Origin of the sequence: Micromonospora sp. NPDC047762 (assembly GCF_043204655.1) — a bacterium.
In the GTDB taxonomy this organism is placed as follows: domain Bacteria; phylum Actinomycetota; class Actinomycetes; order Mycobacteriales; family Micromonosporaceae; genus Micromonospora.
Genome location: NZ_JBIDCQ010000013.1, coordinates 1 through 25,932, shown reverse-complemented (window position 1 = coordinate 25,932; position 25,932 = coordinate 1). Strand labels below are relative to the sequence as shown.

Genomic DNA, 25,932 nt, shown 5'->3' with positions numbered 1-25,932 from the left:
GGATGGGGGCGGGGGCGGGGTCGGGCCTTGGTGGGGGTCAGTGGTCGGCGGGGACCTGGGGGTGGGTGGTGGCGCTGTTCGGTTCGCGTGGGGTTGGGGGCTCCGGCTCGTTGTGCGGGGAGTCGGGGGGCGGTTGCGTTCCGGCCTTCGGGTGGCGGACACGCCACGCCGCCCAGCCACGCTCCGCCAGACCGACCACCAGGAAGGTCAGCCCCACGTAGGCCCAGCCGACCAGCACGTCGATCACGTAGTGCTCACCCGAGTAGACCAGGGTGAAGGTCATCGCCAGCGGGTACGCGAGCAGCAGCGGCCACCAGCGACGACGGGTGGCGGTCAGGAAGAACAGCACCACGAACAACGCCCAGGCGGTGTGCAGCGACGGCATCGCGGCGACCGGGTTGGAGGCGATCTGGCCGGCGTTGAGGACGTTGCCGGCACCGTGCATGCCGAACGCCTTCCAACCCCGGGTGGAGATCCGGGCGACCTCGGTGAGCAGGCCGTTCTGCGCCGCCCACCAGGGCGGGGCCGCCGGGTAGATGAAGTAGGTGACCAGGCCGGCCGCGCAGAGGAAACCCCACCGCCGCATGTACGCGGCCCAGCGGTGCCGGTCGCGCAGCCAGAGCACCGCGGCGGCGGCCAGCGCCACCACGAAGTGGGAGAAGTACACCCAGCTCGCCGCGACATCCCACCAGTGCACCTGCGGGTGGTAGAGGTGCTGCTGCAACCAGACGGTGGGCACCTCACCGCCGGTGGCCCAGCCGAACATGAACCGGTCGGCGACGATCAACTCCATCGCGTGCGGCGTGGCCCCGTTGTCGGCGAACCCGCGCGAGAGGTTGTAGATCACGAACAGCAGCACCACCGGCACCCAGTCCCGGGCGAAGCGCAGGTGGCTACGCCACGGCCGATCGCTGTTCCAGGCGATGGTCGCCAGCCAGATCCAGACGAAGGCGTACGCCGGGTCGGTGGGCAGCCCGATGGCCAGCCACGCGGCGACGAACGCGACCGCCCAGACGGTCATGGCGACGACGCGCCGACGACCCCCGTCCGGGGACGCGGGCGGGTCGGTCCGGGCGGGGGGCTGGGGGTCAGTCGCGACGGCCATCGGGGTCAAGGTTAACGACGGGTACGGCATCGACCGACGGGGACCACCCGTTGCGCGTCCGGGGTGGTCGCGTCCGGATCGTCGGGCGCGTGCTCGACGGGTCCAGCGAGCACCTAGGCTGACGACCATGCAGGAGCAGCCCGAGCCGGCCTTCGCGCCGGGTCTGACCGCCCAGGTCGAGTTGACCGTCACCGACGCGGACACCGCCCAGGCGGTCGGTTCCGGGGACGTACCGGTGCTGGGCACCCCCCGGGTGCTGGCGCTGGCCGAGGCGGCCACCGTCGCGGCGACGGCGACCGGGATGCCGCCTGGTTCCACGACAGTGGGCACCCGGGTCGAGTTGGAGCACCTGGCGCCGACAGTGGTCGGCCGGACGGTCCGCGCGCAGGCGCTGCTGGCGACCGTCGACGGTCGCCGGCTGTCGTTCGAGGTCACGGTCAGCGACGGCGACCAGACGGTGGCCCGGGGCCGGGTGGACCGGATCCTGGTCGACCGGGGACGCTTCGTCGAACGGGCCGGGCGGGCGTCGTGAACGCCGGTTTCGTCGAGGTCGCCGACCGGGTGCACGTGCTGGCCGAACCGCTGCTGCGGGTCAACGTCACACTGGTCGTCGGCGACGACGAGGCGCTACTGGTGGACACGCTCTCGTCGGCCGCCCAGGCCACCGAGCTGGCCGCGGCCGTCCGGGCGGTCACCGACCGTCCGCTGACGCTCGTCAACACCCACCACCACTACGACCACTGCTTCGGCAACGCCGTCCTGGCCGGCGACCCACCCCGCCCGGTGTACGCGCACGAGCTGGCCGCCGCCGCCCTGCGCGAGGAGCCGGAGCGGCTGCGCCGGGAGGCGTACGAGGAGTTGCGCACGGAGCACCCGGCGCTCGCCGCCGAGCTGGCCGACACCTCGCTGCTCGCTCCCACGCACACCGTGCACGTCGAGACGGTCCTCGACCTGGGCGGTCGACAGGTGCTGCTGCGCCACCCCGGGCGGGGGCACACCGAGGCCGACCTGGTGGTGCACGTGCCGGACGCCGACGTGCTGGTGGCCGGGGACCTGGTGGAGCAGAGTGGCCCGCCCGCCTTCGAGGACTCGTACCCGTTGCGGTGGCCGGACGCGGTCGCGGACCTGCTGCGACTCACCACCGCGCGCACTGTGGTGATCCCGGGCCACGGCGACCCGGTCGACGTCGACTTCGTCCGGGCTCAGCACGCGGAGCTGGCGAAGCTGGCCTGGCTGATCCGGGCCGCGCACACCGGCAGCGCCCCGCCGGAGCGGGTGGCCGCCGAGGCCCCTTTCGGGGCCCGCCCGGCCCTGGTCGCCGCCCAGCGCGGCTACCTGGAACTGAACGGCACGGCCTGACGGCCTACACCGAGGTACGTCGCCACTGCTGGTTGGTGCCGGTGCCACACGTCCACTGCACCGCGCGGGCACCGTCGGTGGTGGCGGAGTTGAGCACGTCGAGGCACTTGCCGCTGTGCCGGGCGACGAGCTGCACGTAACCCGTGCCGAGGTCCTGCACCCGCCACTGCTGGTTGGTGCCGCCGTTGCAGGTCCACTGGGTGACCCGTACCCCGTCGGCGGTGGCGCCCGCGCCGCCGTACACGTCGAGGCACTTTCCGCTGTGCGCGCTGACCACCGTCTGGTAACCCCCACCAGCGTCCTGGAACCGCCACCGCTGGTTGGGCTGACCGTTGGCGGCCCACTGCACCACGTCGGCACCGTCGGTGGTCGCGCTGTTGTTGACGTCCAGCAGCTTGCCGCTGTGCCGCGCGGCGAGGGTGTACGCGCTCGGCACCGGCACCGTGGTGTCCGGGGCGAGCCGGTACAGCCCGGCGCCGTGGGCCGGGAGCGACCGGGTGAGGGTCCCGGTCGCCGTGCCGAGGGCCGCGCCGGACCACAGGTCGGTCACGGCGGCCGACCCAATCCCGAGGTCGGCGAGGTTCACCGACACCTGCGCCGCGCTGCTGTCCCTGTTGAACAGGGCGACGTACCGGTGGTTGCTGCCCGGCACGTCGGCGGTCCACACCTGCCGGCTGCCACCGTAGAGCTGACGGTTGTTCGCGCTGTTCTGGTTGACTCCCAGGACCGCAGCGTTGGTCATCAACGCCAGCTCGGCGGCACGGTTCTCGACCAGGTTGCCGCCCCACATCAGTGGCGCCCGGTTGATCGCCCACAGTGACATCAGGGTGCGCTGCTCGTCCGACGTCAGGTTGGAGTATCGCGGCGAGCCGACCGGCCCGTACTTGGAGAGCCGGCCGATCGGGATCATGTCGGCGTCGGGCCAGGCGCCGGTGGCGCGGTACGGGGTCCAGTTGCGCAGTTGGTCGAAGAGCGCGTCCACTGACGACCAGTTGTCCCACAGATCGTTGACGATCCGCCACATGTGCGCGTTGGCCTGGACGTGTGCGCCGCTGGAGAGCGAGGTCGGGCCGGGCGAAAGGCTCAGCACCATCGGTCGGCCGCTGCGCTGGATGGCCGTCCGGTACCCCTCGACCTCCGACTGCCGGTACGTCGGGGCGGCGATGTCGTCCACCTTCACGTAGTCGACACCCCAGAACGCCAGCAACTGGAACATCGAGTCCAGGTAGGTCTGCGCGCAGGGGTTGGACATGTTCAGGCCCCACATGAGGTTGAGCCAGGCCGCGGTGGTGGTGTTGTTGATCTGGTTGGCGCGGCAGGTGGTGCCGAGGATCGGTACGTTGTCGGCGACCGCCTGGCGGGGAATGCCCCGCATCAGGTGGACGCCGAACTTCAGCCCCTTCGCGTGGACGTAGTCGGCGAGCGGCTTGAACCCGTTGTCACCGGCGGCGGAGGGGAACCGGGTCGTGTCCGGCAGCAGCCGTCCGTTGGCGTCCATCCGGAGCCGGGGTTGCAGGTTCGCGTCCTGGTTGGGGCTGTTGTTGTGTTGACCGGGGTAGTACCAGGCCCAGTCGATCACCACGTACTCCCAGCCGAACTGCCGCAGGTTCGTGGCCATGTAGTCGGCGTTGGCCCGGACGTCGGTCTCGGTGACCCGCCAGTTGAACGAGTCGTAGCTGTTCCACCCCATCGGCGGGGTGTCGGCCACCCCGTTGTCCCACGCGGCCGCCCGCTCCGGCGGGTGGGCGACGACCATCCCGGCAGCCACGAGCAGCATGACCAGTAGGGCCGCAACGTGGCGGAACGCCAGAGGCACCAGAACCACCCGCATCAGAACCTCCCCGACGACGCCCACGTTTCCATCGCGCGTCATCGATGTTAACGTTCACAAATCCCCGAGGTCAACCCTCTCCCCGCCCCCTCCCCCCGCCCCCGCACCCCGCCCCCTCTCCCCGCGCCCCGCGCCCCCGCCCGCCCCGCCCGAGCACGCGATCTTGCACCTTGTGCGGGGCGAAAGCAGGGCACAGCTGACGAAACGTCGACAGAAACTGCAAGATCGACGCCGGGAAGGGGGCGCGGGGGCGTGGGGGCGTGGGGTTGGGGTTGGGGTTGGGGTTAGGGGTTGAAGCGGTTTTGTACTGCGGTGCGGGTGGGCATGGCGGTGGCGCCGCCCGGGGATTCGCAGACCAGGCCGGCCACCCGTAGCGCGAAGGCCACCCGCTCGGTCCAGCCCGACGGGCTGTTTGGCTCGCCGTCGACGAGCAGGTCGGCGATCAGCGCGGCCATCACCGAGTCACCCGCGCCGGTGGCGTCGATCGCATTGACCTTGGGGGCCGGCACCCGGACCGGGTCGGCGTCGGCGGCAGCCAGCACCGCACCGGCCGCGCCGAGCGTCACGACCACAGTGGCCGCCCCCAACTCACGCAGGTACGCCGCCACCCCCTCGACCGGCTCACCGGGATAGAGCAGCACAGCGTCGGCTGCGCTCAGCTTGACCAGGTGCGCGCCGGCGGCGAACTCGGCCACCACCTCGCGCAGCCCCTCCAGCGCGCCCGGCCCGTTCAGCAGCCGGGGACGTACGTTCGGGTCGAAGACCCGCAGGCCGGCGGCGAGCGACCAGGCACGGCGGGCGGCGGCGAGCGTAGCGGGTCGGAGCAGCACGATCGAGCCGCAGTAGAGCACGTCGGCGCCCTCCAGCAACGCCAGGTCCAGATCGTCGGGACCGAGCAGTCCGTAGGAGGCCGGCTCGCCGTAGAAACGGAAGTCCGGCTCCGGCCCGGCGTACGTGACCACCGCGAGCGTGGTCGGCGCCGGGACCGTGATCGCACCGGCCACCCCGACGTCGGCCGCGGTGAGGAAGGCGCGGATCCGGCCGCCCAGCGCGTCGTCACCGAGCGAGCCGACGAACTGTGCCGCACCGCCGAGGCGGGCCACCCCGACGGCGACGTTCAGCGGCCCGCCGCCGATGGCCTGCCGATAGACCCGCTCCCCGTCGAGATCGCTGTCGAGCAGGTCGACGAGCGCCTCACCGAGCACCACCGCGTATCCCATGCCGATCCTCTCGTCGTCGCCACCGGCCGCCGATCGCCGAGCCGACCTCCGTGGCACCAGGCTGGCACAGCGCACGGCCCGTTGGGCGCCGAAGGCCGCGCTACCCCGGCTGGTGGATCGGCCCGTCGAGTACCGCGAGGGGGCGACCGGTGCCGCCCCACCGGGCCGCGACGATCTGCGCGGCCACACTCACAGCGGTCTCCTCGGGGGTACGACCACCGAGATCCAACCCGATCGGGGAGGCGAGCCGGGCGAGCTGCGCCGGGCCGAGCCCCGCCTCGCTCAACAGCTTGTGTCGCTCGTCGTGGGTACGTCGTGAGCCCATCGCGCCCACGTACGCCAGCGGGTGGCGCAGCGCCAACTCCAGCAACGGCACGTCGAACCTGGGGTCGTGGGTGAGGACGCACACCACCGTCCGCTCGTCGAGCCGATCGGCCGCCAACTCGGTACGCAGGTAGCGGTGCGGCCACTGCACCACCACCTCGTCCGCGTCGGGAAAGCGGCGCGCGGTGGCGAAGACCGGCCGGGCGTCGCAGACGGTGACCCGGTAGCCGAGGAACGCGCCGATCCGGGCCACCGCGGCGGCGAAGTCGATCGCACCGAAGACGATCATCCGGGGCGGGGTGGCGTACGCGGTCACGAAGAGGCTGACGCCGCCGCCTCGGCGCTGCCCGTGGTACCCGTACCGGAGCATGCCGCTGTGCCCGGCGGCGAGCAGCCCGAGGGCGTCGGCGCTGGCCGCGTCGTCGAGCCGGTCGTCACCGAGCGAGCCGACGGACCGCTGGCCGGTCAGCACGATCCGCCGGCCGAGCCGCCGGGCCGGGTCGGTCGGTTCGGTGCCCGGTGAACTGCCGGCGTCGGCCTGTGGATCGTCGTTGGCGTCGGCGGCCACGCAGGTGACGATCGCCGCCGGGTGGCCGCCGCTACGGGCTGCGGCGACCGCGTCCAGCGCCGGCAGGGCGCTCGCGTCGACGCGCTCCACGAACACGTCGAGGATGCCGCCGCAGGTCAGGCCCACTGTGTACGCGTCGTCGTCGCTGATCCCGTAGCGGCACAGCTCGGGTTGGCCGGTGTCCAGCACACGGCGGGACCGTTCGTAGAGATCGGCCTCGACGCAGCCGCCGGAGACACTGCCGATGACCGTGCCGTCGGTAGCGACGGCCATGGCGGCGCCGGGTGGCTGCGGGGCGGAGTGCCAGGTGGCCACCACGGTGGCCAGCGCGACCGCCTCGCCGTCGCGGCACCGGCGGTGCACCTCGTCGAACACGTCCGGCACCGGCGGCCGCCTCCCCGTCCCCGCTCCCCGTACGCAGGATATGACGTCCAACGACGACCGGCGGGTCTTCTCATACATCGAGGAATGACTATTGCGCTCGGCCGCTGCGGCGTGGTGGGATGACGCGTACCGGGCGGTGCGAGGGCTGCGGCGCCGCCGGTTGCCGGGTTGGTTAGACGCGAGGGCACCGGTCCAGGACAGGACCGTCGACGGCGCACGTCCACCGGCTGTTTTCCGCCGGGGCACGTCGCCGTGATCGTCGCACCGCTCACGACAGCGGGGCGATCACGCCACATCCCACCCGATTGCGGCGGGGCGGCTCAGCCAGCGCCCCTCGCGAGTCAGGAGACCCTGTGAACCGTTCCCGTATGGCCGCCTTGCTCACCGCGGCCATGACCCTCGCGCTCGGCGCTGTCGCCCTGGCATCCACTCCACAGCCGGCCGCCGCGCACGGCGCGGCGATGACGCCCGGCAGCCGCACCTACCTGTGCTGGCAGGACGGCCTCAGTACGACCGGCGAGATCAGGCCGACCAACCCCGCGTGCTCCGCCGCCGTGGCCCAGAGCGGGACGAACTCCCTCTACAACTGGTTCAGCGTGCTGCGCTCCGACGCTGGCGGCCGGACCACCGGCTTCATTCCGGACGGGCAACTGTGCAGCGGCGGGGCCACCGGTTTCCGCGGCTACGACCTGCCCCGCACCGACTGGCCGCTGACCCACCTGACCGCCGGGGCACGGTTGGACTTCAAGTACAGCAACTGGGCGCACCACCCGGGCACGTTCTACTTCTACGTGACGAAGAACAGTTGGAGCCCGACCCGGGCCCTGGCCTGGAGTGACCTGGAGGAGCCGTTCCTGACGGTGACCAACCCGCCGCAGCGCGGCTCGGTCGGCAGCAACGACGGGCACTACTACTTCAGCGGCAACCTGCCCTCGGGCAAGAGCGGCCAGCACATCATCTACTCCCGCTGGGTCCGCTCGGACTCACAGGAGAACTTCTTCGGCTGCTCTGACGTGGTCTTCGACGGTGGCAACGGCCAGGTGACCGGCATCCGGGGTGGCACGACGTCGCCGACCCCCACGCCGACCACGCCGACGCCGGGTCCGACCGACCCGCCGCCGACCACCACCCCGCCGCCGGCCGGTGGCGCCTGCACGGCCAGCTACAAGGTGTCGGGTTCCTGGCAGGGTGGCTTCCAGGGCGATGTCACGATCACGAACAACGGCAGTTCGGCGTTGTCCGGCTGGACCGCGAGCTGGACCTGGCCCAACGGGCAGGCGATCAGCCAGATCTGGGGCGCGACACAGACGTCGTCCGGCTCGTCGGTGACGGCGACAAACGTGGCCTACAACGGCACTGTCGCGCCGTCGGGGACCGCGACGTTCGGCTTCCTGGCCAGCTCCACAGGAACCAACGGCGTCCCCACGGTGAGTTGCGCCGGCCGCTGAGGCCCAACCCCGGCTAGATGATCAAGAGGTTTGCGTCACCTGGAGCAACTCGGGTGACGCAAACCTCTTGATCAATGTTGGAGACGTTGGGCCGGGTCAGCGGACCATGGAACCGACCACCGGCTTCGTGAGCAGGGCGGACTGGTTGCGCTGGATACCCGGGTCGAGGGTCTTGGCCACGAAGATCGCGTGCCAGATGCAGAAGATCAGCACCGTCCACACCTTGCGGGAGTGGTCGGCCTCCTCCCGCTTGTGCTCGTCGAGCAGCCGCAGCGCGTACGACAGGTCCAGCAGGTCACCCGCGCCCGAGGTGCTCAGCACGTGCCGGGCCCACTCGTACATCTCGCCACGCAGCCAGACCCGGGTGGGGGTCGGGAAGCCCAGCTTCTTGCGGTTGACGATGGCTGGCGGCACGACACCCTGCAACGCCTGACGCATCGCGTACTTGGTGGCGTCGGAGCGCGGCGGCAACTTCAGGTCCACCGGGATCTTCGCCGCGACGTCGAACACCTCACGGTCGAGGAACGGCACCCGCACCTCCAGCGAGTGCGACATCGAGATCCGGTCGGCCTTGACCAGGATGTCGCCGCGCAGCCAGGTGTAGAGGTCGACGTACTGCATCTTGGTGACGTCGTCCAGCTCGGTGCACTCGGCGTAGATCGGGGCGGTGACGTCCGTGTAGCGCACCGAGGGGTCGTAGCGGCGCATCAGGTGCTGCTTCTCCTCCTCGGTGAACATCCGGGCGTTGCCGTAGTAACGCTCCTCGATCGGGGTGGTGCCGCGCTCCAGGAAGCTCTTGCCCTTGACGCCCTGCGGAATCGCCTTGGAGACCGCGCGCAGCCCCTTCTGCACACCGCCGGGCAGACCGTTGACGCTGCCCAGCGACAGCGGCTCCCGATAGATCGTGTAACCGCCGAAGAACTCGTCCGCGCCCTCACCGGAGAGCACCACTGTGACGTGCTCGGCGGCCTTCTTCGCCACGAAGTAGAGCGGTACCAGCGCCGGGTCGGCCACCGGGTCGTCAAGGTGCCAGACGATCTTCGGCAGCGCGTCGATCATGTCCTGCGGACCGATCTTGGTGGGGATCGTGGTGACGTCGAGGTGCCGGGCCGAATCCTGGGCGACGTCGATCTCCGAGTAACCCGGCACGTCGTAGCCGACGGTGAAGGTCAGGATGTTCGGGTTGAACTCCCGCGCCAGCGCCACCACCGCTGTGGAGTCGATGCCACTGGACAGGAACGAGCCGACCGGCACGTCGGAGCGCATGTGCATGCGCACGCTCTCCCGCAGCGTCTCGCGGATCTCGTGGTAGAGCCTCTGCTCGTCGTCGACCGGTGCCGGCCGGAACACCGGCCGGTACCACCGGCGTACGTCGATCCGGCCGCCCGGGGTCCAGTTCAGGTACTCCCCGGAGCCGATCCGGCTGATGCCCTTGTGCAGGGTGCCGGGCTCGGGGACGTACTGCAGGGTCAGGTAGTGGCTCAGGTTCGCCGTGTCGACGCCCGCGTCGCCCTGGTAGTTGCTGTGCGCGAACGGCAGCAGCGCCTTCTTCTCCGAGGCCAGGTAGAGGCCGTCGGCGGTCTCCAGGTAGTGCATCGGCTTGATGCCGAAGTAGTCGCGGGCACCGAACGCCCGCCGTTCCTGCCGGTCCCAGATGACGAAGGCGAACATGCCCCGCAGCCGGGTGAGCACCTGCTCACCCCAGAAGTGGTAGCCCGCGACGATCACCTCACCGTCACCGGCGGTGGCGAACTGGGCACCGAAGTTTCTGATCAACTCCTCGCGCAGCTCGATGTAGTTGTAGATCTCGCCGTTGAAGGTCAGCAGGTAACGGCCGTTCGCGTAGGGCAGTGGCTCGTGGCTCGACGCGACGTCGATGATGGCCAGCCGCTTGTGGGCGAACACGCCGTCCGCGTACCGGCCGGAGGCGTCGCCGACCACCTCGACCCCTGTCTCGTCGGGGCCGCGGTGGTGCAGGCATTCCAACGCTCCGGCGATGTGGTCGCGATGCGCTGCGGCGTTGCCGTTCGCGCTGAAGAAGGCCAGAAGTCCGCACATGGTGGCCATCTTTCCACGCGCGCTGTCGGCCCTTGCAGCCGTCCGTCGATCCACCCGACTCCGAGGGGGCGTCACCGCCAACCGGACGCGCGGTACCGTCGGGACCAGCAACGAAGCGGAGGGAGCGGCGCAATGACCGAGGGACAGACCGACGGTACGCCGACGGACGGTACGGAATCGCACGATCCGGACTTCCCGGAGGCGTTCCTGTCCTTCATGCGGCAGGGTTGGAGCGACACCGCGCTTCCCGTGACGCCCCGCCCGGAGACGCCCAACTACGCCAAGCGGCGGGCGGCCCTCTCGGCGGCGTTCCCCGGCGAGACGCTGGTGATCCCCACCGGCACCGAGAAGGTCCGGGCCAACGACACCGACTACCCGTTCCGGCCGGGCAGCGACTTCGCCTACCTGACCGGCGACCACGACGCCGACAGCGTCCTGGTGCTGCGCCCGAACGGCTCGGGGCACGACGCGACGCTGTACATGCGGCCCCGGTCCTCCCGGGAGACCGACGAGTTCTTCCGCAGCCGCAACGGCGAGCTGTGGGTGGGCCGGCGGCACACCCTCAGCGAGAAGTCGACCGAGGTGGGCCTGCCGACCGCCGACCTGACCGGCCTGGAGGCGACGCTCGCCGACCTGGCTCCGGGGCGTACCCGGGTGTTGCGCGGTTTCGACGCCCAGGTGGACGCGGCCGTCCGCCCCTACGACGGGCCCCGCACCGAGGGCCAGCCGGCCCGGGACCGCGAGCTGGCCATCGCCATCTCGGAGATGAAGCTGGTCAAGGACGAGTGGGAGATCGGCCAACTCCAGGACGCGATCGACGCCACCGTACGCGGCTTCGAGGACGTCGCCCGGATCCTGCCGGCCGACCGGGCGGTCTCCGAGCGGCTCCTGGAAGGTGTCTTCGCGCTGCGGGCGCGTCACGACGGCAACGACGTCGGGTACAGCTCGATCGTCGGAGCCGGCGAACACGCCACGATCCTGCACTGGGTCCACAACCACGGCGCCACCCGACCGGGTGACCTGCTGCTGATGGACATGGGCGTCGAGGGCCGCAACCTCTACACCGCCGACGTCACCCGGGTGCTCCCGGTGAACGGTCGGTTCACCGCCCTGCAACGCCAGGTCTACGACATCGTGTACGCCTCGCAGCAGGCTGGCATCGAGGCCATCCGCCCCGGCGTGAAGTTCAAGGACGTCCACCTGACCTGCATGCGGGTCCTCGCCGAGGGCCTGTCCGACCTGGGCCTGCTGCCGGTGAGCGTGGACGAGGCGATGGACGAGAAGTCGACCGTCTACCGGCGGTGGACGCTGCACGGCTTCGGCCACATGCTCGGCATCGACGTGCACGACTGCTCCAACGCCCGCAAGGAGACGTACCGCGACGGCGCGCTGGGCGAGGGCTACGTGCTCACCGTCGAGCCCGGTCTGTACTTCCAGCCGGAGGACGAGCTGGTCCCCGCCGAGCTGCGGGGTGTGGGCATCCGGATCGAGGACGACGTGCTGGTCACCGCGACCGGCGCGGTCAACCTGTCGGCCGGGCTGCCCCGCACCTCCGACGAGGTGGAGACCTGGCTGGCCGAGCAGCGCGAAGCCGGGCCCCGCCTGCCCAGCTGACCCGCCTACCCGCCTACCCGCCAGTGCCCTCGCCCCGGGGGCGCTGACGGGTCACGCTGCGCCCCTGGCCCGCCCGCCCTCGCTGAGGGCCGGCGGCCAGGGGCTTTTTGCCGTGATCAACTCGGTTTCCGTGAAGTCGCGCTGTCCCGGTCGCTCGGATGCCGCGTTTTCAGCGAAGCCGAGTGGATCACGCCCGGAGGACGGGCCCCGTTCGGCATCCGTACACCTGACGGCCAAGGGACGGCTCGTCCGCCGGTGTTTGTGCTGCTCGGGCCCTTTCCGCCGGCTCGGACCGGTTGGCCTACCTCACCTGACCTGCGCCAAATGCGTGGTTATCTCGGATACGTCCGCATCGCGAAGATGGTTCTCATACGGTGAGGATCAGAGGCTACAACCCATTTGTAGCTGGTCGTGGCGCCTCGGGCGGTGCGATCCCGTCTGGTAGCAGGAAAGGGCGGAAGGCTCTGATGTCCAACGACGTAACGAGTACCGACGGCGGGGCCTCGACAGCTCCGCCAACACGGCGAAGGCGGGCGCTCTGGGTCGCCGGCGTAGCCGGGCTGACCGGCGTGGTCGGCCTGGCGGCCCTCGGCGGCGTCGCCGCTCGGGACGACAAGCCCAAGTCCGACCAGGTGTCGGACGCGCAGCCATCGACCAACCGAGAGAACGTCAGCGACGACGGCGGCACGGACAAGGGCGGCGCCCAGGACGACGGCGGTCAGGACGACGAGTGGGGCGGCGACGACTGGAGCGGCTTCGACGACCGGTCCGGCAAGGATGGCAAGGACCGCGAGGACGGCAAGCACGACGAGAAGGACCGCACCAGGCAGGTCCCGTGCGACTCCGACAAGCTCATCCAGGCGATCACGTTCGCCAACAACGATGACGGCGGCGTGCTGGAGCTGGCCAAGGGCTGCACCTACACCCTGACTCGCAACCAGGACGGCAACGGCCTCCCGGTGATCACCGAGCGCATCACCCTCAAGGGTGAGCACACCACCATCGGCCGCGAAGCCACTGCCGACTACTTCCGCATCCTCAACGTCGGGGCTGGCGGGCAGCTCACTCTCAAGGGCCTGAGCATCAGGGGTGGCCAGACCCTTCAGTACCCGATAGCCGCCGACCCGGCGACGGTCTGGGCGCCGTACTCGGCTCAGGTCCGCTCGACCACTGCCACGCCACCGGCAGCGGCGGCGCCCGCCGCGAAGCCGGCGACCGCTGCCGCGCCCGGCGCCAAGCCAGCAGCGGCAGCAGCAACGGCAACGGGAGCGGGAGCGAAGCCGGCAGCAACCGCTGCCAAGCCGGCCGCGAAGGCAGCGCCTGCCAAGGCCACCGCAAAGGCAGCCGCCAAGCCGGCCGCGACGGCAGCGCCAGCCAAGCCGGCCGCGCCAGCAACCAAGGCAGCCCCGACTGCCACCAAGGCCGCCCCGGCCAAGCCGGTGGCGGCGGCGAAGCCGGTTGCCGGTACGGCGGTCGTGCCGCTGGTCGAGCAGCCTGGGTTCACCGACGGCGCCGGGGTGCTGGTGCAGCCCGGTGGTCGCGCGGAGATCCTGGACAGCGAGTTGCTCTACAACCAGTCCGGCGGCAACGGCGGCGGGTTGGCCAACTTCGGCAGCACCAGGCTCAGCAAGACGACGGTTGCGCACAACACCGCGTTCTTCTTCGGCGGCGGTGTCTTCAACGCCGGCGTACTCCAGGTCGACGAGTCGAAGATCAAGGACAACACCGGGATCGTCGGCGGCGGCGGCATCTCCAACGGCGCTGCCGACATCTTCACCGAAGACGTCGACGGCGGCTCGGTCTGGGTCTACAAGAGCGAGGTCACCGACAACGAGACGCTCGGCTTCGGCGGCGGCGTCCTGGATGTCGAGGGCACCACGACGTTGCACCAGACGACTGTCAGTGACAACACCGCGGTGCTCGACGGTGGTGGCGTCGCGGTGGCGGACAGCCAGCTCACCCTCAAGGACGCCACTGTGGTCAAGAACAGCGCCGCCCGCTCGGGCGGCGGTGTGGCCGCCTTCGACAGCGTGGCGACCATCGAGAACAGCAGAATCAACGACAACACCGCGGGCTCCTCCGGCGCCGGCCTCTTCAACGAGGAGAGCGTCACCACGCTGCGCGACAGCGAGGTGTCGGGCAACCGGGCCGTCGGTCCGTTCGCCCGCGGCGGCGGCATCCTCAACACCGAGGGCGGCGAGGTCACGCTCCACCGGACGAAGGTGGCGCACAACTTCTCCACCCTTGAGCCGGGGGGCATCTTCAACAGCCTCGGCGGCACCGTGACGCTGGACGACGAGTCCGCCGTCACCGCCAACCGCCCGACCAACTGCTTCAACGTTTTGGACTGCTTCGCCTGACCGGGTGGGGCTGAACCATATAGAACGCCCCTCCGAGCCGTCACCGGCTCGGAGGGGCGTACCTATTTGGGCAGGTCAGGGGCGTGCAGGCCGGCTTGGGGGCCCGTGTGTCGGTCCGGGCCCGACTGGGGGCAACATGAACCGAATGTGGGCTTCTCTCGGATAAGCCCGCGAGGCGAGGAACCTTCTCATACGGTGGTTTTGGGAGCTACAACCGATTTGTAGCAGGGGACGCCCGTCTGACGGCGGCGACCCTGTCTGGTACGAGGAGAGGGCAGAGAGCTCCGATGTCCAACTACCTAACGAACAACGAAGCCTCCGGGCGGGCGACGGCAAAGAGCCGCCGCAAGCTCTGGCTCGCCAGTGGCGTGGCCGGTTTGACGGGCGTGATCAGTCTCGCGGCGGTGGGCGTCGCGGGCAGCGCCGGAGCGGTCGGCTTGAACTGGAACACCGCACAGGTCAGCAAGGACGGCGACCAGCGGGGTGACGAGTCGCGCGACTGGAACAAGGACGAGGACCGGAACAAGGACAAGGACCGGGACAAGGACCGGGACAAGGACCACGAGCGCGGGAAGGAGGTGCCCTGCGACACCGACAAGCTGATTCAGGCGATCGTGTTCGCCAACAACAAGCACGGCGGTGTGCTGGAGCTGGCCAAGGGCTGCACCTACAACCTGAGCCGCAACGACTACCAGGGCAACGGCCTGCCGGTCATCACCGAGCGCATCACCCTGAAGGGTGAGCACACGACGATCGCCCGGGAAGCCACCGCGGACTACTTCCGCATCCTCAACGTCGGCGCGGGCGGTCACCTCACCATCAAGGGCCTGACCATCAAGGGTGGACAGACCCTCGAACGCTACAACAGCGTCGAGCCGGCGGCCGTCTGGGCGTCGTACTCGGACTCCGAGGCGATCGCGGCTCAGGTGAAGGCGGGCGTTCCGCTGAACCAGGCGCTCACCGCCCGGCAGGCCAACCCGAAGGCGGGCCTGACGGCCGCTCCGAAGGTCACGGCCAAGGCCGCGCCGGCTGCCAAGGCGGGTGTCGTCACGCCGCTCGTGGAGTACCCGGAGGACACCGACGGCGCCGGCATCCTGGTCCAGCCGGGCGGCACCGCCGAGATCCTGGAGTCCGAGGTCGTCCTGAACCAGTCGGGCGGCAACGGTGGTGGTGTGGCCAACTTCGGCACCACGAAGATCTGGCACAGCACCGTGACCCGTAACACCGCCTTCTTCTTCGGTGGCGGTGTCTTCAACGCCGGCCTGCTCAAGGTCGAGGAGTCGAAGATCACCGACAACACGGCCATCATCGGTGGTGGCGGTATCTCCAACGGCGCCGCTCGGATCTTCGCCGACGACGTCGACGGCGGAACGGTCGAGCTCAAGAAGGCCGAGATCAACGACAACGAGACGCTGGGCTTCGGCGGTGGCTACCTCGACATCGAGGGCAACACCACGGCGTACGGGACCAAGTTCGTCTCGAACACCGCGGTCCTCGCCGGCGGCGGCCTGGCCGCAGCGGACAGCCAGCTCAACCTGCACGAGGTCTCGGTGGAGCGGAACAGCACCGCCGGTGTCGGTGGCGGTGTGGCCATCGCGTTCGACAGCGCTGTCACGTTCGAGAAGAGCAGCATCAAGGACAACACCGCCGGCTTCTTCGGCGGCGGGCTCTTCAACGCCTTCAGCGTCACGACGCTGCGCGACAGCGAGGTTGCCGGTAACCGGGCCATCGGCCCGATCGGGGTCGGCGGCGGAATCTTCAACATCTTCGGCGAGGTCAACCTGTCGAAGACGAAGGTCGCCCACAACTTCTCCACCTTCGAGCCGGGCGGTGTCTTCAGCTTCTTCGGAGACGTGAACGTGGACGACAAGTCCGCCATCACCGCGAACCGTCCGACCAACTGCCTGGCCATTCCGGGCGGCACCATCGAGAACTGCTTCGCCTGATCACCTCACTGTGAGCACGGCGTAGCGCCAGCACAACGGGCCGGCCCCCTTCCGCGAGACGCGGAAGGGGGCCGGTTCACGTCACTTCTGGACGAAGACCGCCACGCTGCGCGCCGGTACGGTGAAGGTGCCGGCCGCCCGGTCGAACGAGGCGGTACGCAGCACCGGGTCGGCCGAGTCGACAAGCACCGGGTGCAGTGCCACGTCCGCTCCGCGCAGTCCGGTCACCGTCTGGTCGACCGCCGACGGGGTGCTGTTGAAGACGACGGTCAGCGACTTCCACGGCCCGCCCAGCCCACTGGCGTCCAGGGTCATGGTCAGCACACCCGGCGTCTCCTGCGCACCGGACAGTGGGAACGCCACCCGTCGCTGTACCTGCTCGGCGGTGGCCAGCCCGAACACCGGCGACGACGCCCGGACGCGCAGCAACTCGGCGTAGCGGGCGTCGGTGGTGTTGATCGCCGCGCAGTCCGGCACCAGCGCCGGGTCGGCCAGCAGCGGCTTCGCGTACGGCCACTTGTCCTCGTTGTCGGGCGCGGGCGGCAGACCGGCGCCGAACCCGTTGCCCCGTTCACAACCCCAGCGGATCCGGTTGAACCAGTCACCGGAGTTGTACGAGTTGCGGTCCAGCGACTTCGACCGCAACCGTTCGGTGCCGGCGGTGACGAACCCGGTGCCCTGTCCCAGCACCACAGTGCCCAACGCCAGCACCTGCATCCGGGAACGGTCGGTCGCCGAGGTGGCCTGCGGCAGTTTGTACGCCAAGGCGTCGTACAGGATCTCGTTGTCGTGCGCGTCGGCGTAGGTGACGGCCTCCCCGGGCGCTGCGGTGTAGCCGGCCGGGGAGCCGTTGTAGTCGACCTGCGCCCCGGTGACCTCGTGCCCGGCGCTGTCGGTGAACCGGTAGTCGCGCAGGTTGCCGGTGAGCCCCACCTTGATCAGGTCATGGGCACGCAGCAGCCGGGCCTTCTGCTCGGCCGGTGACCCGTTGACCGGGTCGCCGTTCGGGTCGGTGTAGAGCCCGGAGGCGAAACCCTGCACCCTCGGGTTCTCGTCGAATGGTCCGCCGCCGCGCACCGCGTCGCGCAGCCGGTCGTTGAAGGTGCCGATGCCGGTGCCGGCCATGTTGGCCTGGGTGGCCTGGACGAAACGGGCGTCGTTGGCGACCTCGCCGAAGTTCCAGCCCTCGCCGTAGAGCATGATCGCCTTGCCGTCCACGCCGTCGCGGGCGACGGTCAACCGGTCCAGGGCCGCCCGGACGGCCAGGATGTTCGCCTTCGGGTGGTGGCCCATCAGGTCGAAGCGGAAGCCGTCCACCTTGTACTGCCGTGCCCAGGTGACCAGCGAGTCGACCACCAGCTTGCCCATCATGGCGTGCTCTGGAGCGGTGTTGGCGCAGCAGGTGGAGTTGGCCACCGCGCCGTCCTCCAGCAGCCGGTGGTAGTAGCCGGGCACGATCTGGTCGAGCACCGACTTCGCGTCCGTGCCGGCCGCCGACGTGTGGTTGTAGACCACGTCCATGACCACCCGCAGCCCGGCGTCGTTCACCCCGGCGACCATCCGCCGGAACTCGGTGGTCCGCGCCGCGCCGACCGGGTCGACGGCGTAGCCGCCCTCGGGCACTGTGTAGTGCAGCGGGTCGTACCCCCAGTTGTAACCGTCGGTCTCGGCGACCGCCGCCACGCACTTCTGCTGCTCGGGCGAGTCCGGTGGCAGCGCCGCCAGGTCGCAGGCCGGCTGCCGCTGGTCGGCCCGCTTCTCGGGGATCGTCGCGAAGTCGAACGCCGGCAGCAGGTGCAGGTAGTTGACCCCGGCGTCGCCGAGCGCCCGCAGGTGGGTCATGCCGGCGGTTCCCGGGTCGGTGAACGCGAGGAAGGTCCCCCGCCGCCCGGCCGGCACGGTGTCGTCGGCGATGGAGAAGTCCCGCACTGACAACTCGGTGATCTGCGCCTTCGCGGCCGGCACCGGTGCCGGTTTGCGCAGCGTGCGCCACCCGGGAGGTGCCAGCGCCGGGTCGTTCAGGTCGACGAGCTGGCTGTGCGTGGAGTCGGCGGCGAGGGCCACCGAGTACGGGTCGGTCACCGACGCGGTGACCGTCCGCTGCGCCGCCGGCTGCCACGCCCGCACCTCGTACCGGTAGAACTTGCCGGTCCAGGTGTGGTCACCGCGCACCGACCAGACGCCGGTACGGTCGTCGCGGCGCATCGGCACCGTCTTCGGTGCGGCGGTGGGCGAGTCGAACAGGTGCAGGCGCACGCTGTGGGCGGTCGGCGCCCAGAGCGCGAGGCTCGGCGTCCGCCCCGCGAAGGTGGGCCCGAGCGTGGCGTCGGTCGCGCGGGAGTACACGTCGTCGAGCACGCCCGGGATCTGCACGCCGGTCGCGGCGAGCAGCGCGCCCTCGGCGTCGCGCTCGGTGACCAGCAGTTGCCCCCGCAGCGCCGCCGGGACCTTGGCCAGGTCCGCCCGGTCCAGGGCGAAGCTACGGTACGACCACAGGTGCGGGAACCTGTCGCGTTGGGCCTCGGTGAGCCCGTTGCGCTGCGCCCGCAGCGGCATCGTGGTGTACGTGCCGGTCAGCTCGCCGTCGACCACGCTGACCCCGCCGGTGGGCGCGGTGACCAACGCGTACGTCCTGCCGTCGGTCGGCGGTGTCCGCCACGCCACAGTGGACCTGTCGATCCAGTGCGCCTCCTGCTTGCCGATGTCGGTGTCTCCGCTGGCGGTGGTGGCCGTCGACGGCAGCAGACGCCCGGGCGTGGCGGCGAGCAGCCACACCTCCCGGCCGGCGCTGGCGAAGTCGAGCCGCTGGTCGTCGGGCAGGTCCTTGGTGTCGCCGTTGTGGATGATGTAGTTCAGGCCGGTGGCACCGGTCGCCAGCGGCACCCGGAACACCGCCCCGAACGCGTCGACGGTGCTCGGCCGCAGCGGGGCGGACCACTCGGTCGGGTTGGCCGCGCCGTCCCACAGGTGCAGGCCCCAGCCGTCGTAGTTGCCGTCGGCCCGCCGATAGTGGAGCACGGCGGTGCCCTCCTCGACCGGCGGCTCCGGTTCTCCGGCGGCCGCCTGCCTGCTCGGGTAGATCGCCGGGTCGCCCTGCTTGAGCCAGATCTCGCCGGTCTGGGTGACGTCGATGCTGCGGTCCTGGGCGACGTCCTTCGTACCAGCCTTGTCGACAACCAGGAAGTTCACCGACGTCGCGCCCGGCTTGAGTTTCACCCAGGCGAACCGGCCGTAGGAGTCCTCCCCGGCGAACGGCTGCCCCTTCGGCCACTCGGTGACGTACGCCGGGTCGATGTCCCCCCAGGCGTACAGCCCCCAGTCGTCGTACCCTCCGGCCGGGCGCTGGTAGTGCACCACCGCCCACTCCCGGGAGCTGCCCTGCGGCGGGGTTCCCACGACGGCGGTGGACCGGGCGGTGGCGGTACGGCCCCGGCCGTCGCGGACCACCGCCTTGTACTCGACCCGGGTGCCGCCGGCCAGTCCGGTCAGGTCGTGCTGCACCGTGTACGGGGCGTGGTCGGCGCTGCCCAGCAGTGTCCACCGGCCGCCGGCCACCCGCGCCGCGACGGTGACGGTGGCCAGCGGGTCGCCGGTCACCCGGGCGGTGACCGCTGCCCTGGTGGCGACCGCCGCGTCCGGAACCGGGCTGGTGATGGTGACGGTCGGCTTGTCGGCCGCCGGTGCGACGGGTTTGCCGGCCCGGTACACCGCCGCTGACAACGGCGGCACGGTGAGGGTCAGTTCGCCGTCCCCGCCAGCGGTGGCGCGGTCGGTGCCGCCGTAGATGCCGGTGAAGGTGGCGCCGGCCGACCAGGTGTCCACCGTGACAGTCTGCGCGGTGTCGGCGTTGTTCACGGCCACCACGTACTCGGTGCGGTCGGACGGGGCGATCCGGGAGGCGGCGAAGACGCCCGGCCCGTCAGCCGCGTACCGGGTGACCTGCACGCCGTCGCGCAACGCCGGGTGGGCCTGGCGCAGCCGGCCCAGTTCGGCGATGGTCCGGTACAGCGGGTGGGTCGGGTCGAACTGGTCGCTGGCGTGCGTACGGTCGGTGCCGAGCAGGTCGTCGTCGAGGTAGTCGGCAACCTTCGACGCGAACATGTCCTGCCGGGCGTCCTTGTCCCCGCCGGGGCCGGTGAAGCCCTGTTCGTCGCCGGAGTAGACCACCGGCTGGCCCCGGGTCAGGAACATCAACTGGTGCGCGAGCTGGTCACGACGCAGGTGGCTGGCCGGGTCGCTGCCACCACCGGCGATGAACGATCCGATCCGGCCCATGTCGTGGTTGCCGAGGAAGGTGGTCAACCGACCCGCGTCGGTGTCCCGGGCCGCGTAGAGGTCGTCGCGGGCGTACACGTCGGCGAGCGCCTTCGCGGAGCCGGCACCGGCGGTGAAGCCCCGCGCGGCCTCCTGAAAGGCGAAGTCGAGGGTGGCCGGCAGACCACCCTGGCGGACGTAGCTGGAGCTGATCTCCGGGTCGGCGCTGTACACCTCGCCGAACATGAAGAAGTCCTTCTTGCCGGCCTTCTCCGCGGCCCGCTCGATGCCCTGGCTGAACTGCGGCCAGAAGTCCATGTTGACGTGCTTCACGGTGTCCAACCGGAAGCCGTCGACGCCGGTCGCGCCGATCCAGTCCCCGTACGCCTTGGTCAAACCCCGCACCACCTCGGGACGCTCGGTCCACAGGTCGTCGAGGCCGAAGAAGTCGCCGTACTCGCTGTTCTCGCCCGCGAAGGTGGAGTCACCCCGGTTGTGGTACATGGTCGCGTCGTTCAGCCAGGCCGGGACCTTGACGCTCGCGTCCTTCGAGTCGGCGAACGTCGGCGTGTACGGGAAGGACTCCTTGTCGACCGGCGGGAACGCCCGGGAGCCGTCGGCGTAGTTGCGGTCCTCGAACGCCCGGCCCTGCGCGTCGGTGTACGGCGAGGTCGCCTTGTCCACGTACGCGTACCTGTCCTCGGCGTACTTGATCACGTCGGCGGTGTGGTTGACGATCACGTCAAGGTAGATCTTGAGGCCACGCTGGTGGGCGAGCTTGACCAGCCGCTTCATCTCTTCCATCGTGCCGAAGTGCGGGTCCACCTGGGTGAAGTCGGTGATCCAGTAACCGTGGTAGCCGGCCGAGATGTCGTTGCCGGCACCCTGCACCGGCCGGTTCTTGAAGATCGGGGCGAGCCAGATGGCAGTGGTGCCCATCCCCTGGATGTAGTCCAACTTGTCGATGACGCCCTTGAGGTCGCCGCCGTGGTAGAAGCCCTTGTCGGTCGGGTCGAGGCCGGTCCGCAGCCGGTCGCCGGTGAGGCCGCCCCGGTCGTTGCGGGGGTCTCCGTTGGCGAACCGGTCCGGCAGGACGAAGTAGAACTGCTCGGCTCGGGCAGAGTTGCCGCCGGCCTTCAGCAGCGCCTCGGCGGAGGGTTCGGCGCGCCACTGGGTCGCGCCGCCGATCGCGGTTGGGGCGTCGTCGGACGGCCGGGGGCTTGCGGCGGCGGGTTGCACGGCGACCGGAGCGCCGACGAGCGTGACGGTGAGCAGGGAGGCAAGGGCCAGCAGGGCGGTGCGCGGTATCGGCGGGGGTTTCATCGACGCCTTCCTCTGGTCGCTGATTGGCCGCACGCTAACCCTTGCCGAAACATTCTGCAATACCTTGCAAACATGGTCGCAACACAGCACGTCCTTGCGGAAGCGCCGGTCAGAGCCCGTTGCAGCGCGTCCCGTCCACAGTGCACTCCCGCGGCGTGGTGGGAGCCCGCTCCATGTGGAACCGCAACGACACCGAACCGCCCGGCGACACGTCGACCCCGCTGACGTACGTGAAGCCGTCGTCGAACTGGCGGATCGTCCCCTGTGGGACGCCCTCCACCCAGGAGGTCACCAGCCGTCCACCGGCGAACTCCAACCGCACCGTCCAACCACGGCTGCGGGTGGACGTGTTGACCATCGCCACCTCGCCGATGAAGCCCCCGTCGAAGCTCTGCACCACCCGGTACCGCCCGATCATCGCCGGCTGCCCTGGCGCGGCCCGGCTCGGCGACAGCGTCGCCGCCGGCTTCCCGGTGGGACCGGCCGTCGGTTCGGCCGATGGTGACGCGGACCCGGCCGCGGCGCTCGGCGGCAGCCCGTTCGCACGGCCGGATATCCCCGGCAGCACCGGCGCCGGAGACGGCACCGAGGTGGGCACGCTCGGCGCCACCACCACCGCCGACGGCACCGGCAGCGCCGGCGGTTGCGCGCCGTCCGGCGCGGGGCTCCGTCCCCGGTACGCGCCCAGGGCCACGATGAGCAGGACCACCATCACGACGACACCGGCGCCGACCACTATCCAGGGTGACGTGGCGATCGCCACCGGACCGTGTGGTGGGCGCGGAACACGGCGCATGCCGGACATGTACCTCCTTCAGCGGACCGTCCGCGCAGCGTAGCGATCGGCGGCCCGGCCCGGAAAGCCTTGGCGGCGCAGCGGCGCAGCGGCGCAGCGGCGCAGCGGCGCAGCGGCGCAGCGGCGCAGCGGCGCAGCGGCGCAGCGGCGCAGCGGTGGCTCAGCCGATCCGGCAGTCGACCCCGTTGACTGTGCACTTGACCGGTCGCTGTGCCGAGTCACCCCAGCCCACGCGCAGCCGCAGCGTCCGAGAGTCGCCCGGGTCCAGCGAACGGGTGCCGCGCAGGACGAACTCCCCGTGCCCGCGCCCCCGCACCGAGACGCCCGAGTCATCACCCACCCGCAGAGTCCAGGTGTCGTCGTCGAACAGCAGTTCCACCTGCCAGTCCGCCGACCGACTCGACTCGTTGGCGATCGACAGGACCGCCGAATCCCCGTCCCAGCCGTTCGAACCGACCTCGTACCGGGCGCTGACCGCGTCCTGCGCCGACGGCGCAATCAGGACGCTCGTCCGCCCCGGAGTCGGCGAGCCGGTGACGGTGGCCCGCGGTGACGGTGTCCGGCTACTGCGTGACGGTCGCGGTGACACCGAGCGCCGCTCCACGGCGGCCGGAGTCGGCCCACCGGTGGCCGACGCGGCGGCCGGCACGGTCGGCAGGAACGCCGGAGGCGCGGCCTGCGGCGGCGCGTCCCGCTCCCTGGTGCGAAACGCCAGCAGCGCGATCACGAGGAGCACCACCAGCGCGCACACGCCGAGCAGCACCACGATCCACGGCACCGACGCCAACACCCGCGCCGCCCGCGAATCTGCCGCACCGTCCGGCCGCACCGCCATCAGGTCTCCCCTCGTCCCCCACCGACGCGACAGCGTAGCCAGCGCCGCACGGACCCGAAACCGGGTGGGTACGGATCGGGCCAACCGGCCCCCGTCGGTCAGCCCGTCCGGACGACAGTGCAGATCAGTGGTCCGTCATCCGAGATACGCAGCAGGTAGCGGTACCGCTCCCCCGGCACCGCCTGCCCCCGACAGTCCAGGAACTCCCACTCCACCGCCACCATCGTCAACAGCGCGGACACCGCCTGAACGTCCTCGATCCGGGCGTGGGCCGCGACCAACTCCCGGTCCTGGTAGTCGGGTGCGGCGCCCACGAAGGACAGCGCCACCGCCGCCGCGGACGTGAACGAGAAACTGTAGGTGTCAGCCACCACCAGCCCCGGCAGGGCGTAGCAGCCGGCGATGGCCGGCAGGTCGCCTGAGGTCAACGCCACGCCGTACCGGTCGAAGAAGTCGGCCAACGTGTCAAGATCCGTGGAGGCGTTCACGGCCACAGCAATTGCCGGTCACCGCACAGCTCAAACCTCAGCGGGGCGGCACCTGAACCTCGATCTCGGAACCCAACCGGGCGTCGCCGGCCAGACCCAGGTCGTCCCCGCTCCAGAATCGCCCCGGGTCGTACCAGTTCGGACGTCGACCCGCCGGCAGCAACCCCATTGCCTCATAGGTCACCGCCACCACCTCGGCGCAGTACGCCGTCTCCAGCGCCCGGTCCCGCTCCCCCGCCGACCGGGCCGAGCTGACCGGGCCGGAAGGGTTGGCGCGGTCGGTCGGGTTGGGGTGCTCAGCGCGGTCGGTCGGGTTGGGGCGCTCGGTCGGGTTGGGGCGCTCGGCCCGGTTGGGGTGAGGTGTCGGCTGGCCGAGGCGTGCCAACGCCGACAGCCCACCGAGGTGCGGCAACGCGGGAAGCCGGCCGGGGCGCGGCAGCGCCGGCACCCGACCCCGCACCCAGCGCCACGCCAACTGGGCGGTCGACGGGAACGGCGTGCCGTCGAGCCGCGCGATCGTCCGCAGCACCGCCCGCTCCATCTCCGCGTCGGCCGGCGGGTCGAGCTGCCGCAACCAGGCCCGTTGGCCGTACCGGTTGGCCCAGACGCAGACGGCGTCCCGCAGGTCGTGCAGCTGGACGCCACGTTGGTGGCTGCCCGACCACAGGTCCGGCAACGACCTGCCCAACTCCGCGTGCCACATCAGCGGCGGCATGTCGTCCAGCACCACCGCCATCCCGACGTGATTCACCGGGCTGTTGGTGGTGAACTGGATCGCCCGGTCCGGCACGCTGCGGCCCCGGAACACCCACACGTCACCGGTGCGGGTCAACTCGACGGCCTCATCCAGGCTGATGCTCATGAGGGTCTAGCCTAGGCCGATGCGGCAACGAATGCGGTGGTGGAAAGTTCTCGGGCTGGCCGGGCTCGCCGGTGTCGCGGCCTCCGGCGTGGTCATCGCCCGGGCCGAACGGCGTCGGCGCGCGTACACCCCGGAGGAGATCCGGCAGCGGCTGCTGGAGCGGCACGCCCAGGCCAGCGACGCCGCGAAACCCGGCGACCCGACCTGACCCACCGTCCTCTGTAGATCCTCGTTGGGCAGCCGGGCGGGTCGATGATCGATACGATGAGGCCATGACGACGCCCGTCGCACAACGGCCCTTCGTCCTGTCCATCCCGGCCGCGCCGGTCGAACGACACGGCAACGTCGACCTGCACCTGCCCACCCACGCCGGTCGCGCGCCGGCCGTCGTGGTGGTGCACGGCGCTCCGCTGCCACCCGACGCGCCCGACCCTCGCGACTGGTTGCTCTACCGCGGCTACGGCGCGCTGCTCGCCGCGAGCGGCGTGGTCACCGCACTGGTCAGCTACCAGGTGTCCGACCTGTCCGCGCTGCCCGCCGCAGCCGACGACATCGCCGCCATGGTCGAGCAGGTCCGCGCCGATCCGCGGGTCGACCCCGAGCGGGTGGTGCTGTGGTTCTTCTCCGGCGGCGGCCTCTTCGCGGCCGACTGGCTGCGCGTCCCACCGGCCTGGCTACGCGGGATCGCACTGACGTACCCGCTGCTCGTTCCGTTCCCCGGCTGGGAGGTCGACGCCCGGTTCCTGCCGGTCGAGGCACTCAGCTCCGGCACCGACGTGCCACTGGTGCTGACCCGCGCGGGTCAGGACATCCCGCCGGTCCTGGCCGGTATCGACGCGTTCCTCCCCGCGGCGACCGCCAAGGGCTGGCCGATGCAGGTGATCGAGGTGCCGGACGGGCAGCACTCCTTCGACATCCTCAACCACGGCCCGCAATCCGAGGCAGCCGTCCTGGCCGCCCGCGACGCGGTCCTGGAACTGCTCGACGCAACCTGACCATTTTCACCCGGTACCGAGGCAGGCGGCATGACCGACTCGGGTTCCGTGATGTTGGGGGGTCTCTGGCAGCGGGACACCGCGTTTTCAGGGAACCGGAGTGGATCATGCCGCCGTGGCCGTCGTGTCGGGTTCGGCAGGGTGACGGGGTGGGCGGTTTGT

At 70.7% G+C, this 25,932-nt stretch carries 18 protein-coding genes; 8 read left to right on the top strand and 10 right to left on the bottom strand.

The genetic code is table 11. The features are described 5' to 3' along the window. Positions 1-37: 37 nt before the first annotated feature. A complete protein-coding gene (locus tag ACGF3C_RS30575; protein ID WP_393227201.1) occupies positions 38-1,105 on the bottom strand; it encodes a phosphatase PAP2 family protein in 1,068 nt (355 codons plus the stop codon). A gap of 127 nt (positions 1,106-1,232) precedes the next feature. Between ACGF3C_RS30575 and ACGF3C_RS30570 the strand changes: the two genes are divergently transcribed. Then, the gene (locus ACGF3C_RS30570) at positions 1,233-1,637 is read left to right on the top strand and encodes a thioesterase family protein (protein WP_030488289.1); all 405 of its coding nucleotides are present in this window, start codon (positions 1,233-1,235) and stop codon (positions 1,635-1,637) included. Next, positions 1,634-2,464 carry an MBL fold metallo-hydrolase gene (locus ACGF3C_RS30565; RefSeq protein ID WP_357231123.1) on the top strand — a complete coding sequence of 277 codons (831 nt, stop codon included), beginning with the start codon at positions 1,634-1,636 and terminating at the stop codon, positions 2,462-2,464. Before ACGF3C_RS30570 ends, ACGF3C_RS30565 begins: the two co-directional genes overlap by 4 nt. Positions 2,465-2,468: 4 nt before the next feature. Here the strand turns inward: ACGF3C_RS30565 and ACGF3C_RS30560 are convergent, their stop codons facing one another. The 3 genes from ACGF3C_RS30560 to ACGF3C_RS30550 form a co-directional block, all read right to left on the bottom strand. Then, positions 2,469-4,337, bottom strand: a complete 1,869-nt coding sequence (locus ACGF3C_RS30560; protein WP_393227199.1) for an RICIN domain-containing protein — start codon at positions 4,335-4,337, stop codon at positions 2,469-2,471. Positions 4,338-4,579: 242 nt separating this feature from the next. Further along, positions 4,580-5,515, bottom strand: coding sequence for a PfkB family carbohydrate kinase (locus tag ACGF3C_RS30555; protein ID WP_393227197.1), 936 nt, complete (start codon positions 5,513-5,515; stop codon positions 4,580-4,582). Between the two features lie 100 nt (positions 5,516-5,615). Next, the gene (locus ACGF3C_RS30550) at positions 5,616-6,791 is read right to left on the bottom strand and encodes an XdhC family protein (RefSeq protein ID WP_393227196.1); all 1,176 of its coding nucleotides are present in this window, start codon (positions 6,789-6,791) and stop codon (positions 5,616-5,618) included. Between the two features lie 368 nt (positions 6,792-7,159). On the opposite strand from ACGF3C_RS30550, the gene ACGF3C_RS30545 reads away from it, so the two are divergent. Beyond that, on the top strand, positions 7,160-8,239 hold the full coding sequence (locus ACGF3C_RS30545) for a lytic polysaccharide monooxygenase (protein ID WP_393227311.1): 1,080 nt from the start codon (positions 7,160-7,162) through the stop codon (positions 8,237-8,239). Between the two features lie 96 nt (positions 8,240-8,335). Here ACGF3C_RS30545 and asnB read toward each other — a convergent pair whose 3' ends face one another. Continuing rightward, positions 8,336-10,297: an asparagine synthase (glutamine-hydrolyzing) gene (gene asnB / locus ACGF3C_RS30540; protein ID WP_357194453.1), complete on the bottom strand. Its 1,962-nt coding sequence runs from the start codon at positions 10,295-10,297 to the stop codon at positions 8,336-8,338. A gap of 132 nt (positions 10,298-10,429) precedes the next feature. On the opposite strand from asnB, the gene ACGF3C_RS30535 reads away from it, so the two are divergent. The 3 genes from ACGF3C_RS30535 (at position 10,430) to ACGF3C_RS30525 (ending at position 16,217) form a co-directional block, all read left to right on the top strand. Further along, positions 10,430-11,911: an aminopeptidase P family protein gene (locus ACGF3C_RS30535; protein ID WP_357260514.1), complete on the top strand. Its 1,482-nt coding sequence runs from the start codon at positions 10,430-10,432 to the stop codon at positions 11,909-11,911. A gap of 467 nt (positions 11,912-12,378) precedes the next feature. Further along, positions 12,379-14,271, top strand: a complete 1,893-nt coding sequence (locus ACGF3C_RS30530; protein WP_393227193.1) for a hypothetical protein — start codon at positions 12,379-12,381, stop codon at positions 14,269-14,271. Between the two features lie 287 nt (positions 14,272-14,558). Then, positions 14,559-16,217, top strand: coding sequence for a hypothetical protein (locus ACGF3C_RS30525; protein ID WP_393227191.1), 1,659 nt, complete (start codon positions 14,559-14,561; stop codon positions 16,215-16,217). 81 nt (positions 16,218-16,298) lie between these two features. Here ACGF3C_RS30525 and pulA read toward each other — a convergent pair whose 3' ends face one another. From pulA to ACGF3C_RS30500, 5 genes are all read right to left on the bottom strand, one after another. Beyond that, positions 16,299-21,794 carry a pullulanase-type alpha-1,6-glucosidase gene (gene pulA, locus ACGF3C_RS30520; protein WP_393227189.1) on the bottom strand — a complete coding sequence of 1,832 codons (5,496 nt, stop codon included), beginning with the start codon at positions 21,792-21,794 and terminating at the stop codon, positions 16,299-16,301. A gap of 109 nt (positions 21,795-21,903) precedes the next feature. Further along, a complete protein-coding gene (locus ACGF3C_RS30515) occupies positions 21,904-22,599 on the bottom strand; it encodes a cellulose binding domain-containing protein (protein ID WP_393227187.1) in 696 nt (231 codons plus the stop codon). A gap of 151 nt (positions 22,600-22,750) precedes the next feature. After that, entirely contained in the window at positions 22,751-23,425 is a 675-nt protein-coding gene (locus ACGF3C_RS30510) for a hypothetical protein (protein ID WP_357234830.1), read from the bottom strand. A gap of 98 nt (positions 23,426-23,523) precedes the next feature. Further along, positions 23,524-23,913 (bottom strand): hypothetical protein, encoded by a 390-nt coding sequence (locus ACGF3C_RS30505; RefSeq protein ID WP_357234833.1) that lies wholly within the window; start codon positions 23,911-23,913, stop codon positions 23,524-23,526. 37 nt (positions 23,914-23,950) lie between these two features. Continuing rightward, positions 23,951-24,775: a hypothetical protein gene (locus ACGF3C_RS30500; RefSeq protein ID WP_393227185.1), complete on the bottom strand. Its 825-nt coding sequence runs from the start codon at positions 24,773-24,775 to the stop codon at positions 23,951-23,953. Positions 24,776-24,794: 19 nt separating this feature from the next. Here ACGF3C_RS30500 and ACGF3C_RS30495 point away from each other — a divergent pair, with 19 nt between their 5' ends. Beyond that, positions 24,795-24,983: a hypothetical protein gene (locus ACGF3C_RS30495; RefSeq protein ID WP_238671532.1), complete on the top strand. Its 189-nt coding sequence runs from the start codon at positions 24,795-24,797 to the stop codon at positions 24,981-24,983. 64 nt (positions 24,984-25,047) lie between these two features. Next, complete coding sequence (locus ACGF3C_RS30490; protein ID WP_393227183.1) at positions 25,048-25,770, top strand: dienelactone hydrolase family protein; 723 nt, start codon at positions 25,048-25,050, stop codon at positions 25,768-25,770. Positions 25,771-25,932 lie beyond the last annotated feature (162 nt).

Bases quoted from the DNA above. Each gene is read 5' to 3' on its own strand.
- ACGF3C_RS30575 (WP_393227201.1), bottom strand. From the start codon at position 1,105: ATGGCCGTCGCGACTGACCCCCAGCCCCCCGCCCGGACCGACCCGCCC.
- ACGF3C_RS30570 (WP_030488289.1), top strand. From the start codon at position 1,233: ATGCAGGAGCAGCCCGAGCCGGCCTTCGCGCCGGGTCTGACCGCCCAG.
- ACGF3C_RS30560 (WP_393227199.1), bottom strand. From the start codon at position 4,337: ATGACGCGCGATGGAAACGTGGGCGTCGTCGGGGAGGTTCTGATGCGG.
- ACGF3C_RS30555 (WP_393227197.1), bottom strand. From the start codon at position 5,515: ATGGGATACGCGGTGGTGCTCGGTGAGGCGCTCGTCGACCTGCTCGAC.
- ACGF3C_RS30545 (WP_393227311.1), top strand. From the start codon at position 7,160: ATGGCCGCCTTGCTCACCGCGGCCATGACCCTCGCGCTCGGCGCTGTC.
- asnB (WP_357194453.1), bottom strand. From the start codon at position 10,297: ATGTGCGGACTTCTGGCCTTCTTCAGCGCGAACGGCAACGCCGCAGCG.
- ACGF3C_RS30535 (WP_357260514.1), top strand. From the start codon at position 10,430: ATGACCGAGGGACAGACCGACGGTACGCCGACGGACGGTACGGAATCG.
- ACGF3C_RS30530 (WP_393227193.1), top strand. From the start codon at position 12,379: ATGTCCAACGACGTAACGAGTACCGACGGCGGGGCCTCGACAGCTCCG.
- ACGF3C_RS30525 (WP_393227191.1), top strand. From the start codon at position 14,559: ATGTCCAACTACCTAACGAACAACGAAGCCTCCGGGCGGGCGACGGCA.
- pulA (WP_393227189.1), bottom strand. From the start codon at position 21,794: ATGAAACCCCCGCCGATACCGCGCACCGCCCTGCTGGCCCTTGCCTCC.
- ACGF3C_RS30515 (WP_393227187.1), bottom strand. From the start codon at position 22,599: ATGTCCGGCATGCGCCGTGTTCCGCGCCCACCACACGGTCCGGTGGCG.
- ACGF3C_RS30510 (WP_357234830.1), bottom strand. From the start codon at position 23,425: ATGGCGGTGCGGCCGGACGGTGCGGCAGATTCGCGGGCGGCGCGGGTG.
- ACGF3C_RS30500 (WP_393227185.1), bottom strand. From the start codon at position 24,775: ATGAGCATCAGCCTGGATGAGGCCGTCGAGTTGACCCGCACCGGTGAC.
- ACGF3C_RS30495 (WP_238671532.1), top strand. From the start codon at position 24,795: ATGCGGCAACGAATGCGGTGGTGGAAAGTTCTCGGGCTGGCCGGGCTC.
- ACGF3C_RS30490 (WP_393227183.1), top strand. From the start codon at position 25,048: ATGACGACGCCCGTCGCACAACGGCCCTTCGTCCTGTCCATCCCGGCC.